The 17,170-nt window shown below is 73.9% G+C and carries 16 protein-coding genes; 5 read left to right on the forward strand and 11 right to left on the reverse strand.

Features of this window, described 5'->3' with window-relative positions:
- Positions 1–41: 41 nt before the first annotated feature.
- Positions 42–317 carry a protealysin inhibitor emfourin gene (locus ACQYWQ_RS08465; protein ID WP_431033418.1) on the forward strand — a complete coding sequence of 92 codons (276 nt, stop codon included), beginning with the start codon at positions 42–44 and terminating at the stop codon, positions 315–317.
- A gap of 208 nt (positions 318–525) precedes the next feature.
- Positions 526–1,443, forward strand: a complete 918-nt coding sequence (locus ACQYWQ_RS08470) for a GNAT family N-acetyltransferase (protein ID WP_431033420.1) — start codon at positions 526–528, stop codon at positions 1,441–1,443.
- A gap of 754 nt (positions 1,444–2,197) precedes the next feature.
- Here the strand turns inward: ACQYWQ_RS08470 and era are convergent.
- From era to ACQYWQ_RS08485, 3 genes are all read right to left on the reverse strand, one after another.
- Positions 2,198–3,148 carry a GTPase Era gene (gene era, locus ACQYWQ_RS08475; protein WP_431033422.1) on the reverse strand — a complete coding sequence of 317 codons (951 nt, stop codon included), beginning with the start codon at positions 3,146–3,148 and terminating at the stop codon, positions 2,198–2,200.
- A 244-nt stretch (positions 3,149–3,392) separates the two neighbouring features.
- A complete protein-coding gene (locus tag ACQYWQ_RS08480) occupies positions 3,393–3,746 on the reverse strand; it encodes a cytidine deaminase (RefSeq protein WP_431033424.1) in 354 nt (117 codons plus the stop codon).
- A gap of 270 nt (positions 3,747–4,016) precedes the next feature.
- Entirely contained in the window at positions 4,017–4,898 is an 882-nt protein-coding gene (locus ACQYWQ_RS08485; protein WP_431033427.1) for a helix-turn-helix transcriptional regulator, read from the reverse strand.
- Between the two features lie 90 nt (positions 4,899–4,988).
- Here ACQYWQ_RS08485 and ACQYWQ_RS08490 point away from each other — a divergent pair, with 90 nt between their 5' ends.
- Positions 4,989–6,518 (forward strand): MFS transporter, encoded by a 1,530-nt coding sequence (locus tag ACQYWQ_RS08490; protein ID WP_431033429.1) that lies wholly within the window; start codon positions 4,989–4,991, stop codon positions 6,516–6,518.
- A gap of 88 nt (positions 6,519–6,606) precedes the next feature.
- On the opposite strand, the gene ACQYWQ_RS08495 is transcribed toward ACQYWQ_RS08490, so the two are convergent.
- The 5 genes from ACQYWQ_RS08495 to ACQYWQ_RS08515 form a co-directional block, all read right to left on the reverse strand.
- Positions 6,607–6,963, reverse strand: a complete 357-nt coding sequence (locus ACQYWQ_RS08495) for an MmcQ/YjbR family DNA-binding protein (protein WP_431033431.1) — start codon at positions 6,961–6,963, stop codon at positions 6,607–6,609.
- Complete coding sequence (locus ACQYWQ_RS08500) at positions 6,960–8,282, reverse strand: hemolysin family protein (RefSeq protein WP_431033434.1); 1,323 nt, start codon at positions 8,280–8,282, stop codon at positions 6,960–6,962. The genes ACQYWQ_RS08495 and ACQYWQ_RS08500 overlap by 4 nt, the downstream gene beginning before the upstream one ends.
- 58 nt (positions 8,283–8,340) lie before the next feature.
- Positions 8,341–8,838: an rRNA maturation RNase YbeY gene (gene ybeY / locus ACQYWQ_RS08505; protein ID WP_431033436.1), complete on the reverse strand. Its 498-nt coding sequence runs from the start codon at positions 8,836–8,838 to the stop codon at positions 8,341–8,343.
- Between the two features lie 14 nt (positions 8,839–8,852).
- A complete protein-coding gene (locus ACQYWQ_RS08510) occupies positions 8,853–9,929 on the reverse strand; it encodes a PhoH family protein (RefSeq protein ID WP_431033438.1) in 1,077 nt (358 codons plus the stop codon).
- A gap of 358 nt (positions 9,930–10,287) precedes the next feature.
- Positions 10,288–11,457 (reverse strand): carbohydrate kinase family protein, encoded by a 1,170-nt coding sequence (locus ACQYWQ_RS08515; protein ID WP_431033440.1) that lies wholly within the window; start codon positions 11,455–11,457, stop codon positions 10,288–10,290.
- Positions 11,458–11,548: 91 nt separating this feature from the next.
- Here ACQYWQ_RS08515 and ACQYWQ_RS08520 point away from each other — a divergent pair, with 91 nt between their 5' ends.
- Together ACQYWQ_RS08520 and ACQYWQ_RS08525 are read left to right on the forward strand one after the other, a co-directional pair.
- A complete protein-coding gene (locus ACQYWQ_RS08520; protein WP_431033442.1) occupies positions 11,549–12,850 on the forward strand; it encodes a 6-phospho-beta-glucosidase in 1,302 nt (433 codons plus the stop codon).
- Between the two features lie 435 nt (positions 12,851–13,285).
- Positions 13,286–14,599 (forward strand): MFS transporter, encoded by a 1,314-nt coding sequence (locus tag ACQYWQ_RS08525; RefSeq protein ID WP_431033444.1) that lies wholly within the window; start codon positions 13,286–13,288, stop codon positions 14,597–14,599.
- 139 nt (positions 14,600–14,738) lie between these two features.
- On the opposite strand, the gene ACQYWQ_RS08530 is transcribed toward ACQYWQ_RS08525, so the two are convergent.
- From ACQYWQ_RS08530 to ACQYWQ_RS08540, 3 genes are all read right to left on the reverse strand, one after another.
- Positions 14,739–15,746, reverse strand: coding sequence for an adenosine deaminase (locus tag ACQYWQ_RS08530; protein ID WP_431033447.1), 1,008 nt, complete (start codon positions 15,744–15,746; stop codon positions 14,739–14,741).
- 121 nt (positions 15,747–15,867) lie between these two features.
- Positions 15,868–16,773 carry a ribonuclease Z gene (locus ACQYWQ_RS08535; protein WP_431033449.1) on the reverse strand — a complete coding sequence of 302 codons (906 nt, stop codon included), beginning with the start codon at positions 16,771–16,773 and terminating at the stop codon, positions 15,868–15,870.
- A 9-nt stretch (positions 16,774–16,782) separates the two neighbouring features.
- Entirely contained in the window at positions 16,783–17,139 is a 357-nt protein-coding gene (locus tag ACQYWQ_RS08540; RefSeq protein ID WP_431033451.1) for a histidine triad nucleotide-binding protein, read from the reverse strand.
- Between the last annotated feature and the right edge of the window lie 31 nt (positions 17,140–17,170).

Below are 17,170 nucleotides of genomic sequence, written 5' to 3' on the forward strand. Positions count from 1 at the left end.
GGGACGGTGCTCGACACGGCGGACGGGGTAGGCCCACGGGTATGCGTATCGAGGTGACACGGACGGGCGGCTTCGCGGGCGGACGGCGTACGGGGGTGATCGACACCGAGAGCCCGCAGGGCGCCGCGGACGCGCCCCGGTGGCGCTCACTCGCCGAACAGGCCCTGCGCGAAGGTGCCGCCGAACCCCAGGGCGGCGTCCCGGACGGCTTCCACTACACGCTCACCGTCGACGGCCGCACGGTCCACGCGGCCGACCCCCGGCTGGGCGAGGCACAGCGGGAGTTGTTCCGGCGGGTACTCAAGGAAGGGGCGTGAGGGCCTGAGGAGGCCGCGCGGGAGGGGGCCGAAGCGGGGCCCGGTGCCCGGGGTTGGGGCGCGGGGTTGGGGCGCGGGGTCGGGGCCCGGGGTTGGGGCGCGGGGTCGGGGCCCGGAGGTTGGGGCCCGGAGGTTGGGCGCGGAGGTTGGGGCCCGGAGGTTGGGGCCCAGGGCCCGGCGGAGGCTTGGCGGGGGCTTGAATGTCCTCATGGCTTCCGCACCCGTACGGCTCACCGCCGCCACCGCATCGGTCGTGGCGCGCGTCGAGTGGTTCCACGAGACGGTCGCGCGCGATTTCTGCCGCGTACGTGAGCGGTACGGGCCCTTCGTGCTGCACCTCCAGCCCTATCAGGGCCCCTTTCCCGCGCGCCCGCACCCGGCGGAGCGGGACCGCGCCTTCACGGCGGCGGAGGTACGGGACCTGCTGCGCGTCCAGCGCCAACGGCAGGCGCCGCGCGGCCTGGAGTGGCTCGCGGAGACCGCCCCGGCGCTGCGGTCCGCGTGCGAGGAGGCGGGGCTGGTCGTGCGCGAGCACCCGGTGCTGCTCATCGACCCCTGCGAGACCGGGCCGGGCCCGGGTGAACCGGGAGCCGGGTTGGGTGACTCCGCGCGGGCGGAGGCGGCGTCCGTTCCCGTACCGCCCGCCGGTGCCCAGCTCCTCGCGCCGAACGACTGGCGCATCGAGCACGCGATCGCCGTCGCGCACGTCGGCTTCGCGTACCCCGGCACGGACCGGGGCCCCGAGGGCCGTGGCTCCGTCGCCGAACTCCTCGCCTCGGGCGACCTGCGTCGCGAGGCAGCCGAGGCGGCCCGCCGCATCCACGCGGGCACGCGCGCCCTCGCTCTCGCGGAGACGCCCGAAGGGCCGGTCGCCACCGCCCAGTTCAACACCCTCGACGACCTCGCCGAGGTCATCGCCGTGGCCACCCTCCCCGAGGCCCGCCGCCGCGGACACGCCTCCGCCGTCCTGCGCACCCTGATCGCCGAGGCACGCGACCGCCGCCTGCGCACGATGTTCCTCACGGCGGCGGACGAGAAGGTGGCCCGCATCTACGAGGCGGTGGGCTTCCGGCGGCTGGCGACCCTGCTGGAGGCGGTCGAGCCGGGCCCCGTACGCGGCACCTGACGGCGGGCGAATCCCACAGGCGCGCGGGCGGAACCCCGGGGACGCGCGGGATGGACGCGCGGGATGGAGGCGCTGGGCAAGCGGGGTGCTGCGACCGACCGGGCTCGACGACATCTCGCGGGCGACGGGTCATGGCGGACGAGGCCCGGCCTGCGCCGCCTTCGTCGTCCCGGCCCTCCGCCGACGCGGCCGCGCGGGCCACCCGGGCACAGTCAGCTCCTGGACGGCCTCCCGTCGCAGATGATCGGCTTGGCCGACAAGCTCCACCAGCACATCCCGGCCACCACCACCCCGCCTGAATCCGCCGTCCTCACCTGGCCGGCGACAGGGACCGCGTCCGCCACGGCCACGCCAGGGAGCACTCCGCCGGATCGGCCTCCGCCCACGGCAACGGCAACGGCAACGGCAACGGCACGACAGTCAGTCCGGGAACCGCCCTCGCCTGGTGGGTGAGTGAGCACCGACCCACCCGCAAGGCTTCACGCACAATTACCCACTCTTTCGAGTGAGCGGTTTTCTGGGTTCCGCGAAGTTATCCACAGATTCGGCGGGATGGTCGGGGGCGGGGTGGGGCGTCCGGAAGAATTGATGGCAGCGGGTGGCCCACCTCCCCTTTGGGAGGGTGGGGTCTGTGCTGACGCCCGCCACGAGGACAGCCCGCCCACCCCACCACCCCAACCGAGCCCCGAGCCCCGAGCCCCGAGCCCCCGCCCCCCGGCCGACCACCCCCGCACCACCCCACCCGACAAGCCCGCTAGAACCCCAGCCGCCTCAACTGCTTCGGGTCCCGCTGCCAGTCCTTCGCGATCTTCACGTGGAGGTCCAGGAAGACCGGCGTGCCGAGGAGGGCCTCGATCTGGCGGCGCGACTTCGTGCCGACGTCCTTGAGGCGCTGGCCCTTGGGGCCGATGACAATCCCCTTCTGGCTGGAGCGCTCGATGAAGAGGTTCGCGTGGATGTCCAGGAGCGGCTTGTCGGCGGGGCGGCCCTCGCGGGGGTTCATCTCCTCGACGACGACCGCGATCGAGTGCGGCAGCTCGTCCCGTACGCCTTCGAGCGCCGCTTCGCGGATCAGCTCGGCGACCATGACCTGCTCGGGCTCGTCGGTGAGGTCGCCCTCCGGGTAGAGCTGGGGGCTCTCGGGGAGGAGCGGGACGAGGAGGTCGGCGAGGAGCGAGACCTGCTTGCCCTCGACGGCGGACACGGGCACGATCTCCGCCCACTCGAAGCCCAGCTCGCGGCCGAGCGCGTCGATCGCCATGAGCTGCTCGGCGAGCCGCTTGCTGTCGACGAGGTCGGTCTTCGTGACGATCGCGACCTTCGGGGTCCGCTTGATCCCGGCGAGTTCCTTGGCGATGAAGCGGTCACCGGGGCCGATCTTCTGGTCGGCGGGGAGGCAGAAACCGATCACGTCGACCTCGGCCCACGTGGCCCGCACGACGTCGTTGAGACGCTCGCCGAGGAGCGTGCGCGGCTTGTGCAGCCCGGGGGTGTCCACCAGGATCAGCTGCGCGTCGGGGCGGTGCACGATGCCGCGGACGGTGTGCCGGGTGGTCTGCGGGCGGTTCGAGGTGATGGCGACCTTCTGCCCCACCAGTGCGTTGGTCAGGGTCGACTTCCCCGCGTTGGGACGGCCGACGAAGCACGCGAAACCCGCGCGGTGCGGGGCGGCGGGGGCGGTGGAGGGTTCGCTCATACGGGCCATTCTCCCCGATCCGCCGAGCGCCGCCGAACCGGGCCACCGCACGAAGGCCCGCCCGGCCCCCTCACCACCGCGGCTCCCGGCGCGCGCACGCCCCGCACGACCACCGCGCCCAGCCCGCACGACCCCCGCGCCCAGCCCGCACGACCACCGCACCCAGCCCGGCACGTCGACCGCGCCCGGTCCTCGTGCGTCGGCCGCGCCCGCCCCCGTAGCGACCGCGCCCGCCGCCGCGCCTCCGCCCCGCTCAGCCCGCGGCGAGCCGTTCCCGGACCACCGCGTCGGGGCCCGCCAGGAAGACGGGCGTGCCCGCGCCGCCGAGGTCGGCGACCGCCGCGAGGTCCTCGGCGGGGAGGGCTTCGGCGGCCGTCACGACGGCGGCGGCCTCCAGCGACTCGGCGCCGCTCGCGACCGCCATCGCGACCGCCGTGCGCAGCGCGCTCAGCGCGAGGCTCGGCAGGGCGACGGCCCCCGCCACGTACGTACGCCCCGTCTCGTCCCGTACCGCGGCGCCCTCCGGCACCTGGTTGCGGGCCCGCGCGGAACGGGCGAGTGTGATGATCTTGGCGTCCTCGGGGTCCAGCGCGCTGCTCTCACTCATGGCGCCGAGCATACGGAGCCGCGCGCCGCACGAGGGACCGCGCCCCCACCACCGCGGCCCCTCAGCGCCCCCACCCCGCGGCCTCCCGGCCCCACCACCGCCGCCTCCCAGCCCCGCGGCCGCGCCCCCTCAGCTCCCCCACCGCCGCGCCCCACCGCCGCGCCCCACCGCCGCGCCCCACCGCCACGGCCGCATCCGCAGCCGCCCCGGCCCCAGCCCCAGCCCCAGCCCCAGCCCCAGCCCCAGCCCCAGCTTCCCGCCTCGGTTCCCTCAGTCGCCCGCCTCCGCGAGCACCCGTTCCAGCGCCGCCTTCGTCCCCGTCCCCGGCACCGGCAGGTGCAGCACGATGACCAGGTCGGGGCGGGCCGGGACCTGGAGCGTCGTGGCCTCCATGTGGAGCGGCCCGACGAGCGGGTGGTGCAGTTCCTTGCGCAGCTGGCCACTGGGGGACACGTCCCCGCGGCTCCACAGCTCGTCGAACTCGGCGCTCGCCCGCCGTGCCTCCTCGACGACGTACGCGAAGCCGGGGTCCCCCGGCCGCTCCGCGCACAGCGCGCGGAACTGGGCGACGACGCGCGGCGCGACCTGCTCCCAGGTGACGGCGCGGGAGCGGTAGACCGGGTCGGTGAAGAAGGCGATGAGGCAGTTGTAGGGGAGCCCGGGGTGCATCCCGAGTACCTCGGTGGCGGCCCGGTTGGCCATCACGAGGTTCCAGTACGTGTCCATGATGTGCGCCGGGTACGGGAGCCAGTGCTCGATGAGCCGCCCGAGCCCGTCGCACATGTGGAGGTCGTCGGGGGCGACCTCCAGAGCGGGCGGGTTGAGCCCGGCGAGGCGGTAGAGGTGGCGGCGCTCGGCGCTCGACAGGCGCAGGACCCCGGCGACGGCGTCGAGCACCTGCGGTGAGACGGAGATGTCACGGCCCTGTTCGAGCCACTGGTACCAGGAGGGCCCGACCCCGGCGAGGACGGCGACCTCCTCGCGGCGCAGCCCCGGGGTGCGGCGGCGGCCGCCCGCGGGCAGGCCGACGTCCTCGGGGCGCACGCGGGCGCGGCGGGTGGTGAGGAAGGCGCGCAGCTCGCGGAGCCGGACTTCCTTGGCCCCGTTCGTGGCACTCGTTGTCGTCCGCGGTGGCGTGAACGTGTCGGTCATCCGGTCCCCCTCCGGCCCTGACTGGTGGTGCGGGCACCAGCATAAGTACGGGCTGCCCGGAGTTGTTCCCGGCGCCGGAAGCTCTTTGCCATGACCACGGAACTCCCCGCCGCACCCCCACCGGCCAAGACCAGCCCGGAGCCTCGCCAGGAGCCGAGGCCCGGCACGCCCCACCCCGACACGCCCCACCCCGACACGCCCCACCCCGGCACGCCCCACCCCGACACGCCCCACCCCGGCACGCCCCGCCCCGGTGCCCCCCGCTTCGGCGCACGCGACGCCCTCGTCCTCTTCGTCCTGTGCGCGGCGCAGTTCATGGTGGCGCTCGACTTCTCGGTCCTGAACGTCGCGCTGCCCGTGCTCGGCCGCGATCTCGGCATGGGCGACAGCGCCCTCCAGTGGGCCGTCACCGCCTTCGCCCTCCCCTCCGGCGGCTTCCTGCTCCTGTCCGGGCGGCTCGGTGATCTCCACGGGAGGCGGCGGCTCTTCCTCGGCGGCCTCGCGCTCTTCGGCGCCGCCTCGCTCCTCGCGACGCTCGCCTGGAACCCGGCATCCTTCCTCGCCGGCCGTGCCCTCCAGGGCCTCGGCGCCGCGATGATCGTGCCGACCGGGATGGCGCTGCTGACCACGACGTTCCCCGAGGGCCCGCGCCGCGACCGCGCGCTCGGCATCAGCGGCACGCTGCTCTCGCTCGGCTTCACGCTCGGCATGGTCGGCGGCGGCACGCTCACGGACCTGCTCGGCTGGCGCTCCACGATGGGTCTGCTCACGCTCTTCGCCGTCCTCGTGCTGCCGCTCGCCCCCGGCCTGCTCTCCGAGTCCCGCGTCCCCGCCCGCACGCGCCTCGACCTCCCGGGCGCGTTCACCGTCACGGGGGGCCTGCTCGCGCTCATCTACGCCCTCTCCACGGCCGCCGAGCGCGGCTTCGGCCACCCGGACGTCCTCGTGGCGCTCCCGCTCGGTCTCGTGCTCCTCGCGCTCTTCGTGCGCGTCGAGTCCCGTACCGCGCACCCGCTCGTCTCGTTGCGGATGCTGCGCAGGCCCACGGTCGCCTTCGGCAACCTCGGCGGGCTCGTGACCTTCTCGATGATGAGCACGATCGTCTTCGTCCTCACGCTGTGGTTCCAGGAGGTCCAGCACCTGTCGGCCTTCCGCACCGGGCTCGCCTTCGGGGTGCAGGGCGTGCTCTCGGTCCTCGCGGGTCTCGTCGCCGGGCGGACCGTGAGCCGTTTCGGCGCGCGGCGCGTGCTCGTCGGCTCGCTGCTCCTCCAGGGCCTGACGACGCTGGCCCTCCTCGGGCTCGGCCCGGGGGCCGCGTCGGTGTGGCTCGCGACGGGCGCGGTCGCCGTGGCGAGCGCGGGGCACCTCGGCGTGATCGTCTCCTACGGGGTGACGGCGACCTCCGGCGTCCCGAACGCGGAACAGGGTCTCGCGACGGGCCTCGTCACGAGTACGCAGCAGGTCGGCCTCACCGTCGGCATCCCGCTTCTCGGCGTCCTCGCCACGACCGCGGCGGGCGGCCTGTCGTCCGGCGTGCGTCTCGTGGTCGTGGTCGACGCGTGCGTCGTCCTGGCAGCGGCGGCGCTGATCGCGGTGGGGCTGCGGGCCCGGCGGTCCTGAGCGGGTACGGGTACGGGGCGGCGCCCGGCGAAAGGCGTCGCCCCGTACCCGTACCGGGAGCCGTCCCGTACCCGTACCGGGAGCCGGTTCACGGCCGGTCGAGTCTGAGCCTCTCCGCCCTCGGCAGCTTCGCCACCACCAGGTCGTAGGAGTCCTCCACCATCTCGCGCACCCGCCGCGCGGGCAGCTCCCCGACCGTCACCGTGTTCCAGTGCCGTTTGTTGAGGTGCCACCCGGGCACGACGACGTCCGGATGGGCCTCCCGCAGCCGCACCGCCTCCTCGGGCTCGCACTTGAGCGAGACCTTGAGCGGCTCGGTTCCGAGGTCCGTGAGGGCGAAGATCTTCCCGTTGACCTTGAAGACCGAGATCTCCGGGTCGAAGGGGAACTCTTCGGCCGCCGCGTTGAAGGACAGGCACAGGGCGCGCAGCGCCGCCGGTTTCATCCCGCGTTCTCCTTGCTCAGCGCGTCTTCCGTACGGGACTCCGCGCCCTCGCCCACCGGCTCCACGAGCACCGTGACGATCTTGTTGCGGCGCCCCGCCGATGATTCCGCCGTCAGGCGCAGCTCGCGCCCGTCGGGGAGGGCGACGACGGCGGACGACTCGGCGATGGGGACGCGCCCGAGTGCCTTGGCGAGGAGCCCGCCGACCGTCTCGACGTCCTCGTCGTCGAACTCCTCGATGCCGTACAGCTCGCCGAGGTCGTCCGTGCCGAGGCGCGCGGTGACGCGGTGGCGGCCCCGGCCGAGGTCCTCGACGGGGGGCAGTTCGCGGTCGTACTCGTCGGTGATCTCGCCGACGATCTCCTCCAGGATGTCCTCGATCGTGACGATCCCCGCGGTTCCGCCGTACTCGTCGATGACGACGGCGACGTGACTGCGCTCCTGCTGCATCTCGCGGAGCAGGTCGCCCGCGTTCTTCGTGTCGGGCACGAAGGTCGCGGGGCGCATCGCGGTCGAGACCAGCTCGGACTCGGCGTCGCGGCTGATGTGCGTCTTGCGGGCGAGGTCCTTGAGGTAGACGATCCCGACGACGTCGTCCTCGCTCTCGCCCGTGACAGGGATGCGCGAGAAGCCCGAGCGCAGCGCGAGCGTGAGCGCCTGCCGGATCGTCTTGAACCGCTCGATCGACACGAGGTCGGTACGGGGCACCATGACCTCGCGCACGAGGGTGTCGCCCAGCTCGAAGACCGAGTGCACCATGCGGCGCTCCTCGTCCTCGATGAGCGACTCCTTCTCGGCGAGGTCGACGAGTGCCCTCAGCTCCGCCTCGGAGGCGAAGGGCCCGCGCCGGAAGCCCTTGCCCGGTGTGAGCGCGTTGCCGATGAGGATGAGCAGCGGGGGCACGGGGCCCATGACCTTGGCGAGCGGTACGAGCACGTAGCTCGCGGCCGTCGCCGTGTTGAGCGGGTGCTGACGGCCGATCGTGCGCGGCGAGACGCCGACGGCGACGTAGCTGACGAGGACCATCACGGCGATGGCGACGAGCAGCGCGGCCCACGTCTCGTCGAAGGCCTTCAGGCAGGCGTACGTGACGAGCGCGGCGGCCGCCATCTCGCAGGCGACCCGGACGAGCAGGGCCACGTTGAGGTAGCGGGTCGGGTCGGCGGCGACCTGTGCGAGGCGCGCGCTGCCGCGTCGCCCGGACCGTACGGCCTCCTCGGCGCGGAAGCTGGAGACGCGCGCGAGCCCGGCCTCGGCGCAGGCGGCGAGCCAGGCCACGACGACGAGCGCCACGGCGCCGCTGATCAGCTGGTAGCTCACGCGGCGCCCCCGGGGCGGCCCGGTTTTCGGCGGCTCATGACACGGCCGGGGCCGGTGTTCATGACACCGTCGGCGCGGGTGAGGGCCCGGTGAGCCCGCGCTCGCCGCGCCAGCCGTCCACGATGGCCTGCTGGAGGCCGAACATCTCGGCCTTCTCGTCGGGCTCCTCGTGGTCGTAGCCGAGCAGATGGAGCACCCCGTGGACGGTGAGGAGCTGTAGCTCCTCGTCCATCGAGTGCTCCGTGGGGGCCTCGGCGCCCTGCCGCTCGGCGACCTCGGGGCACAGCACGATGTCGCCGAGCAGCCCCGGCGGAGGCTCCTCCTCGTCCTTCGCCGGGGGACGCAGCTCGTCCATCGGGAAGGACATGACATCGGTGGGCCCCGGAAGGTCCATCCACTGCACGTGGAGCTGTTCCATCGCGGGGCCGTCCACGAGGATCACCGAGAGTTCGGAGAGCGGGTTGATGCGCATACGGCCGAGGGCGTAGCGGGCGATGTCGAGGATGGCTTCCTCGTCCGCCTCGGTGCCGGACTCGTTGTTGACGTCGATCGACATGGTGCTGGTCCGGTCTACTTCCCGTTTCCGTCATGGCCGCCCCGCGCGCGACCGCCCTGACGGCGGCCCTGGTCCTGCTCGCGCTCGTGGGCCTGGTCGTACTTCTCGTACGCGTCAACGATCCGGCCCACGAGTTTGTGCCGGACGACGTCCTGCGAGCTGAGCCGCGAGAACGACACCTCGTCCACGCCCTCCAGGATCTCCTGCACCTGTCGCAGGCCGCTCTTCGTCCCGCCGGGCAGGTCGACCTGCGTGACGTCGCCCGTGATGACGATCTTGGAGTCGAAGCCGAGACGGGTGAGGAACATCTTCATCTGCTCGGGGTTCGTGTTCTGCGCCTCGTCGAGGATGATGAACGCCTCGTTCAGCGTCCTTCCCCGCATGTAGGCCAGCGGCGCGACCTCGATCGTTCCTGCCGCCATGAGGCGGGGGATGGAGTCGGGGTCGAGCATGTCGTGCAGGGCGTCGTAGAGGGGGCGCAGGTAGGGGTCGATCTTCTCGTAGAGCGTGCCGGGCAGGAAGCCGAGGCGTTCGCCGGCCTCGACGGCCGGGCGGGTCAGGATGATGCGGCTGACCTGCTTCGACTGGAGGGCCTGCACGGCCTTGGCCATCGCGAGGTACGTCTTGCCGGTACCGGCGGGGCCGATGCCGAAGATGATCGTGTGCTTGTCGATGGCGTCGACGTACCGCTTCTGGTTGAGCGTCTTGGGGCGGATGGTGCGCCCGCGCGAGGACAGGATGTTCTGGGTCAGGACCTCGGCGGGGTGCTCCTCACCCCCTGGCTCGCCTGTTCCGCTCGCGCGGAGCATCGCGATGGTGCGTTCGACGGCGTCCTCGGTCATCGGCTGCCCGGTGCGCAGCACGAGGAGGATCTCGTCGAAGAGGCGCTGGAGCAGGGCGACGTCGGCGGCGGGTCCCTGAGCGCTGATCTCGTTGCCCCGGACGTGGATGTCGGTGCCGGGAAAGGCGCTCTCGATGACATGGAGCAGCGAATCGCCCGAGCCGAGGACCGTCACCATAGGGTGCTTCGCCGGGACGGTGATACGAGCGGTGGAGCGCTCCGGGCTGTGGGCTGTGGGTGTCTGAGTCATGGGCCGGCACTGTGGCCTGCGCATACCTCCTGTGTCAGGTCCTCGCCGGTCGAAAACCTCTTGGGGCCAAGCCTACGACCCGCGAGCGGCCGGATCGCAGGGCTTTTCGCACGGAACCGCGAAACCATTCCCGGGACGGACGCGGGGGCACGGGGGCCGTCCGGCGTGAGACGACGGACCCGTACGACGCGAGGGGGACCCGTACGACGCGAGGAGGACCCGTACGGGCCGGAGGGGGACCTGCACGGGGCCGGAGGGCCGGAGGGCCGGAGGGGGGGTCCCCGCCCTCCGCTCTCGCGCCCCGCCCCCAGCCCTCGCCCCGTCCCTCAGCCCTCTCCCCCGCCCGGGAACCCGGTCGTCAGCCCTCTCCCCCCGCCCGGAACCCGATCGTCGGGACCGCCCTGCGCCGGGGCCACGGGGCCGAGGAGGCCGTGCCGGGCAGGAGGGCGTCCAGGAAGGCGTAGCGGCGCAGCGCGGCGGGGTCCTGGTCGTCGTAGGCCTGGACGTGGCGCCACCACGTGGCGACCTCGGCCCAGCCGGGGGCCGAGAGCGAGCCGCCGAACTCCTGCACCGAGAGCGCGGCGGTCAGGCCCGCGAAGGCGAGGCGGTCGGCGAGGGGCCACCCGGCGAGGCTGCCGGTGAGGAAGCCGGCGACGAAGACGTCCCCCGCTCCCGTCGGGTCGAGCGCGGGCACGCGGATCGCGGGGACCTCCGCGCTCTCGCCCGTCCGCCCGTCGACCGCGTACGCGCCCTCCGTGCCGAGCGTGACGACGGCGAGCGGGACGTGTTCGGCGAGCGCGTGCGCGGCGGCGCGCGGGCACGTGGTGCGCGTGTAGCGCATCGCCTCCTCGGCGTTGGGCAGGAAGGCCTCGCAGTGGCCGAGGTCGCCGAGCGCCGCGAGGTCCCAGCGGCCCGACTCGTCCCAGCCGACATCCGCGAAGACCCGCGTGCCGCGCCCGGCCGCGTGCGCGATCCACGGCGCGGGCCGCCCAGGCGCGAGCGAGGCGACGGCCGCGCGCGCGGGCGGCACGTTCTCGGGGGCGGGCGCGGGGATCGGCGCGTCGTGCCCGTGCGAGACCATCGTGCGCTCGCCCTCGTACGCCATCGAGACCGTCACGGGCGAGTGCCAGCCCGCGACGCGCCGCGAGGGCGTCAGGTCGATGCCCTCGCCCCGCGCGAGCGTGTCCCAGCAGTACTCGCCGTAGTGGTCGTCGCCGAACGCGGCCGCGAGCGAGGTGCGCAGGCCCAGCCGGGCGAGGGCGGTGGCCATGTTCGCGACGCCGCCCGGGCTGGAGCCCATGCCGCGCGCCCAGGACTCGGTGCCGCGCACGGGCGCGGAGTCGAGCCCGGTGAAGATGATGTCGAGGAAGACGGTCCCTGTGAGGTAGACGTCGCAGGCGGGTCCCGCGGGGTCGCGGACGGTGGCGAGCGGGTCGAGGCGGGGGGCCGCGGGGGGCTCGGTGCGGAGGGCTTCGGGTGGTTCGGAGCGGGGGGACGCGGGGCCGGTTCCGTAGGGATCGGTGCTCACGGTGCGGGCCTCCCCTGGTCGGTGCGATTGCGGCCAGTGTGCCCGATGGGCGCGGGGTGCGAGGCGCGCGCCGTGGGGTACGTTCCGGATCATGAGGCTGACGATTCTGGGCGGTGGCGGCTTCCGCGTCCCGCTCGTGTACGGGGCACTGGCGGGCGGCGAGGTCGACGAGCTGACGCTGTACGACAGCGACCCGGTGCGCCTCGGTGTGATCCGCGCGGTCCTGGAGCAGCTTCCGGGCGGTGGGCCCCGCGTGCGTGCCGTCGGGGACATCGACGAGGCCCTGCGCGGCGCCGACTTCGTCTTCTCCGCGATCCGTGTGGGCGGCACCGCCGGGCGTGTCGCCGACGAGCGGGTGCCGCTCGCCGAGGGCGTGCTGGGTCAGGAGACGGTCGGTGCGGGCGGGGTCCTGTACGGGCTGCGCACGGTCCCGGTCGCCGTGGAGCTGGCGGAGCGGGTACGGGCCGTGGCGCCGCACGCGTGGGTCATCAACTTCACCAACCCGGCGGGGACGGTGACGGAGGCGATGGCGGGGGTGCTCGGCGAGCGGGTCATCGGGATCTGCGACTCGCCCGTGGGTCTGGTACGGCGCGCGGCGCGGGCGGCGGGCGCCGCGCCGGGTCCCCTCGCGTACGACTATGTCGGGCTCAACCACCTGGGGTGGCTGCGCGCCCTGCGCGCGGCGGACGGCACGGATCTGCTCGAAGCGCTGCTCGCCGACCGTACGGCCCTGGAGTCCTTCGAGGAGGGGCGGCTCTTCGGTGCCGACTGGCTCCGCGCGCTCGGTTCGCTGCCCAACGAGTACCTGCATTACTACTACTTCCGCCGCGAGGCCCTGGAGGCGGTGCGCGCGGCGGGCACGACGCGCGGGGAGTTCCTGCGCGAGCAGCAGGAGGCGTTCTTCGCCGCGGCGGCGCGGGAGCCCTCGCGCGCGTACGCGTTGTGGGAGGCGACGCTCAGGGAGCGCGAGGAGACGTACATGGCGGAGAGCCGCGAGGCGAGTGGCGGCTGGGAGCGCGACGAGGAGGACCTGGCGGGCGGCGGCTACGACCAGGTGGCGCTCGCGCTCATGCGGGCGATCGCGGGCGACGCGCGCGACACGCGGCTGATCCTGAACGTGCGGAACGGGACGACGGTGCCGCAGCTTCCGCCGGACGCGATCATCGAGACGGTGTGCGAGGTGGACGCGCGCGGCGCGCACCCGCTGCCGTGCGCCCCGCTCGGCGAGGCGGAACTCGGGCTGATGCTCCAGCTCAAGGCGGTCGAACGCGCGACGATCGAGGCGGCGCTCTTCAAGGACCGCACGGCGGCGCTGCGCGCGCTGGCCCTGCACCCGCTGGTGGACTCGCCCGCGGTGGCGGCACGCATTCTGGAGCGCGCGGCGAAGGGCTGAGCCTCTGCGGTGCGTGTCGCCGGTCGTCGGGGCACGTGGGAGCGGAGCAGCGCACGAGGGCTCCCGGGCCCGGCGCACTTCGGGCGCATACGGCAACTCGGGTTCTTAGAAGAAGAGTTGACGAGCCCTTCCGCGGGCTGTCCGCAGCCGACGAATCGGCATGGTTACCCGCTCTGCCACGCATCAAACATTAAGTGACCCAGTTCACATCGACTCGGCTTTCGGGCGACGAAGCGGCTTGATACAAATTGCCTCGCGCACCCGTCGCACAGCCCCGTCGCACAGCCCCGGCACCGGCCCTTCCGCCGGCCCGGAGGCCCCGGCGTTCGGTGGCGATCCCCTTCTCCCGTACCGCCCTTCCGGGCTGCTTCGCGCTGCCCCGAAACGGCGGACGGCCCCCTCCCCCATCGCTTCGCACCCGCTCTGGAACCGCCCGTGCCTCCGCGCCCCGCCCGGCCCCTCGTCGCTCTCTTCACGGCCGGCTATCTCGCCTCCTACCTCCTGCCCACCGTCGTCTCGCGCATCGGTTCCGGGCTCGGGCTCACGCCTGCGCACGCCGGGCTCGTCGGCAGCGCGCTGCTGCTCGGCTCGGCGAGCGCGGGCTTCGCCCTCGCCTCGCGCGTCGAACGCTTCGGGGCACGCCGTGTCGCGCGTGCCGGACTGCTCCTCGCGGCGCTCGGCTACGGGCTCGCCGCGCTCAGCGGTGTACTGCCGCTCGTCGTGCTCGGGGTCGTGCTCGGCGGCTTCGGCTCCGGTACGGCCACGACGGTCGCCGCCTCGGGAATCGCGGCGCTGCGCGACCCGCACCGCGCCTCGTCCGCCGGACTGCTCTCGGTCTCCGCCGCCGCGGGGGCGCTCTACCTGACGCTCCCCCACTTCGGCCTGGGCCACCGGCTCCCGCTGCTCGCGCTCGCCGTGGTGCCGCTGCTCGTGTGGCCTGCGACGCGGGGGCTCGCCGACGCGTGCCCCGCTGACAGCACCGTCCCCGTGGCCGCGGGGCGGCTCCCCTACCGCCGCTCAGGACTCGTGCTCGCGCTCTCGGTCGCGGGCTGGTCGCTCGCGCAAAACGCGCTGTGGGGCGTGAGCGGGCGGATCGGCACGGAGCAGGCGGGCCTCGGCGAGGTCGCGGTCGGCGTGGTCTTCGCCGTCGCGCTCGGCGGCGGGCTCCTCGGGGTGCTCGGCGCGGGGGCGCTCGGCGCGCGGGCGGGGCGCGCGGCGCCGATCGGGCTCGGCACGGTGGTGATCGCCGCGTGCATCGCGGTGAGCGCTTCGGCGCACGGGCTCGGGAGTTTCGCGGGCGGCGAGGTGCTGTGGAACACCGGCTACCCGGTCGTCCTCTCCTACCTCATCGGCCTCGCCGCCTCGCTCGACCCGCGCGGCCGCTGGGCGGTGCTCGTCGGCTCGGCGTCGGCGCTCGGCGTGTCGTGCGGCCCGCTCACCGGGAGCCTGCTCGTCGAGTCGGCGGGCTTCACCGGCATGGGTCTCGTGCTCGCCGCCACGCTGCTGCTCCTCGCCGTGCCGCTCACGGCGGTCGCGCTGCACACGGGCGGACGTCCGCTGGTGCCGGGGGCGGTACGGCGCAGGGGCGGCGCGAGCGCGGCACTCGTCGCGGCCCGCGCCGGGGCGCCCTCGGGCACGATCCCGCGGATCGGCGCCCCCGAGCAGACGGTCACCTCGATCGCGGTCGCGGTCTCCGACCCGGACCGCGCGGACTTCGGCGCGGCGGGCCCGGAGCGGGTGGCGGGCTGAGCGGCGGGGGCGGAGGCGGGTGGCGGAGCCGGGGAGCGGACGGCAGCGGGCCGCACGTACCCGCGAGAGCCGCCCCGCCGCGCCCCGTACACTCCGGCGCCCCGCCGCGCCCCCGTACTCCCGCCGCGGCCCCTCGCCTTCAGCCCTGGAAGCGGTGCTCCTCGACCGCCCTCAGGTACCGCGCGCGCAGTTCCTCGTCGTCGTCCAGGAAAGCGGCCTCGAAGGAGTTGCGGGCGAGGGCGCGCTCCTGGTCATCGGTGAGGCCGAGCGCGGTGCGGACCGCGTCGAAGTTGTCCTGCGCGTAGCCGCCGAAGTACGAGGGGTCGTCCGAGTTGACGGTGCACTTCAGGCCCGCTTCGAGCATGTCCCGCAGCGGGTGCCGCTCCATCGTGTCGATACCGCGCAGCCGCACGTTCGAGAGCGGGCACAGCGTCAGCGGGATCTGTTCGCGCACGAGCCGCGCGACGAGCGCGGGGTCCTCCAGGACACGGCGCCCGTGGTCGACGCGCTCCACGCCGAGCGCGTCGAGCGCCTCGGTGACGTACTCCGGACCGCCCTCCTCACCCGCGTGCGCGACCCGGTGCAGACCGAGTGCGGCAGCCCGCTCGTAGACCTCGCGGAAGGGGCCGGGCGGGTTGCCCAGCTCGGCCGAGTCGAGGCCCACCCCGGTGATCCGGTCGAGGTACGGCTCGGCCTCGGCGAGCGTCGCGAGCGCGGAGGCGACGGGCTGATCGCGCAGGAAGCACATGATGAGCCGGGTGGAGATCCCGTGCCGCTCCACCGACCGGTCGAGCGCCCGCCCGAGCCCCTCGACGACGGTCCTGAACGGCACTCCGCGCGAGGTGTGGGCCTGCGGGTCGAAGAAGATCTCCGCGTGCCGCACCCCCTGCGCGGCCGCCCGCTCCAGATACGCGTCCGCCAGCTCCTCGAAGTCACGCTCGGTGCACAGGACCGCCATCAGCTCGTAGTAGAGGTCCAGGAAGGACTGGAGGTCCTGGAAGGCGAAGGCGCTGCGCAGCGCGAGGGTGTCGTCATGGCTGAGCGTGACCCCGTTGCGAGCGGCGAGCGCGAAGGCAAGCTCCGGTTCGAGGGTCCCTTCGATGTGAAGGTGAAGCTCGGCCTTGGGGATGGGTACGGAAGTGGGCATCCGAGAATTCTACGGGAATCACAGGTACCTGAGGCGTGGCGTGGACCACGTCCGCCGGGAGCCCAACGGGCCTGTGGCCCCCGTCCCCCGCCCCCGTCCCCCGGCCCCGGCCCCCGCCGGTTCAGCGGCGCGGCGGTACGGGGACCCGGTCGAAGTCCTCGGCCACGGTGAGGCCGCCCTCGTAACCGGCGGCGCGGGCCTGCCGCCCGAAGACGGCGGGGTCCTCGTACCGCTGCGAGAAGTGCGTCAGGACGAGGTGGCGCACCCCGGCGTCGCGGGCGAGCGCGGCGGCCTGTCCTGCGGTGAGATGCCCGTGCTCCTCGGCGAGTGCGGCGTCCTCGTCGGCGAAGGTGGACTCGACGACGAGCAGGTCGCAGCCCTCGGCCAGCTCCTGGGCGCCCCGGCACATACGGGTGTCCATGACGAAGGCGAAGCGCTGCCCGCGCCGCACCTCGCTGACCTCTTCGAGCCGTACCCCGCGCAACTCGCCCTCGCGCCGCAGCCGCCCCACGTCCGGCCCCTCGATACCGCGCGCCGCGAGCGCCCCGGGCCGCATCCGCACCCCGTCGGGCTCGGTGAGCCGGTAGCCGAAGGACTCGACGGGATGGCTGAGCCGCCGCGTCTCCAGGGTGTAGGCGGGGGTCGTGACGAGCACGCCCTCCTCGTGCACGGGGACGGGCGTGATCCCGACGCTCTCGTAGTACGCGGTCGCGTACCGCAGCCGCCGGAAGTACTCCTCGCCGCTCGCCGGGTAGTGCGCGTACACCGGGTGCGGGACCCGGTCGAGGTTGATCCGCTGGATCACCCCGGCCAGGCCGAGCGAGTGGTCCCCGTGGAAGTGGGTGACGCAGAGGCGGTGCAGGGCCGTCGCGGAGATCCCGGCATGGGTCATCTGCCGCTGCGTGCCCTCACCGGGGTCGAAGAGGAAAGCCTCCCCGTCCCAGCGCAGGACATAACCGTTGTGCCCGCGCCGTCGGGTGGGCAGCTGACTCGCGGTCCCGAGAACGACAAGCTCACGCCCGGCCATCGCCCCGCCCTATCCGGGGGGCCACTGGAGGCCACGGCCCCCGAGGACGTGCGCGTGCACGTGGAAGACGGTCTGCCCCGCGCCCGCACCGGTGTTGAACACGATCCGGTACCCGGACTCGTCGACCTTCTCCTGCGTGGCGACCTCACCCGCCGCGGCGAGGACGGCGGCACTGAGCCCCGGATCGGCGGCGAGCGCGGCGGCGTTGGGGTAGTGCGCCTTGGGCACGACGAGCACATGCGTGGGCGCCTGCGGGTTTATGTCGCGGAACGCGAAGGTGTGCGCGTCCTCCCGTACGACGGTCGCCGGCACCTCCCCCGCCACGATCTTGCAGAACAGACAATCCGCCTGCGGCTCACCGGCCATGAAGGAGGCTCCTCTCGGAGGGACGACGATG

This window comes from Streptomyces sp. P6-2-1 (genome assembly GCF_050613165.1).
Taxonomy (GTDB): Bacteria; Actinomycetota; Actinomycetes; order Streptomycetales; family Streptomycetaceae; genus Streptomyces.

Bases quoted from the DNA above. Each gene is read 5' to 3' on its own strand.
- ACQYWQ_RS08470 (WP_431033420.1), top strand. From the start codon at position 526: ATGGCTTCCGCACCCGTACGGCTCACCGCCGCCACCGCATCGGTCGTG.
- era (WP_431033422.1), bottom strand. From the start codon at position 3,148: ATGGCCCGTATGAGCGAACCCTCCACCGCCCCCGCCGCCCCGCACCGC.
- ACQYWQ_RS08490 (WP_431033429.1), top strand. From the start codon at position 4,989: ATGACCACGGAACTCCCCGCCGCACCCCCACCGGCCAAGACCAGCCCG.
- ACQYWQ_RS08530 (WP_431033447.1), bottom strand. From the start codon at position 15,746: ATGCCCACTTCCGTACCCATCCCCAAGGCCGAGCTTCACCTTCACATC.
- ACQYWQ_RS08495 (WP_431033431.1), bottom strand. From the start codon at position 6,963: ATGAAACCGGCGGCGCTGCGCGCCCTGTGCCTGTCCTTCAACGCGGCG.
- ACQYWQ_RS08465 (WP_431033418.1), top strand. From the start codon at position 42: ATGCGTATCGAGGTGACACGGACGGGCGGCTTCGCGGGCGGACGGCGT.
- ACQYWQ_RS08480 (WP_431033424.1), bottom strand. From the start codon at position 3,746: ATGAGTGAGAGCAGCGCGCTGGACCCCGAGGACGCCAAGATCATCACA.
- ACQYWQ_RS08510 (WP_431033438.1), bottom strand. From the start codon at position 9,929: ATGACTCAGACACCCACAGCCCACAGCCCGGAGCGCTCCACCGCTCGT.
- ACQYWQ_RS08520 (WP_431033442.1), top strand. From the start codon at position 11,549: ATGAGGCTGACGATTCTGGGCGGTGGCGGCTTCCGCGTCCCGCTCGTG.
- ybeY (WP_431033436.1), bottom strand. From the start codon at position 8,838: ATGTCGATCGACGTCAACAACGAGTCCGGCACCGAGGCGGACGAGGAA.
- ACQYWQ_RS08485 (WP_431033427.1), bottom strand. From the start codon at position 4,898: ATGACCGACACGTTCACGCCACCGCGGACGACAACGAGTGCCACGAAC.
- ACQYWQ_RS08535 (WP_431033449.1), bottom strand. From the start codon at position 16,773: ATGGCCGGGCGTGAGCTTGTCGTTCTCGGGACCGCGAGTCAGCTGCCC.
- ACQYWQ_RS08540 (WP_431033451.1), bottom strand. From the start codon at position 17,139: ATGGCCGGTGAGCCGCAGGCGGATTGTCTGTTCTGCAAGATCGTGGCG.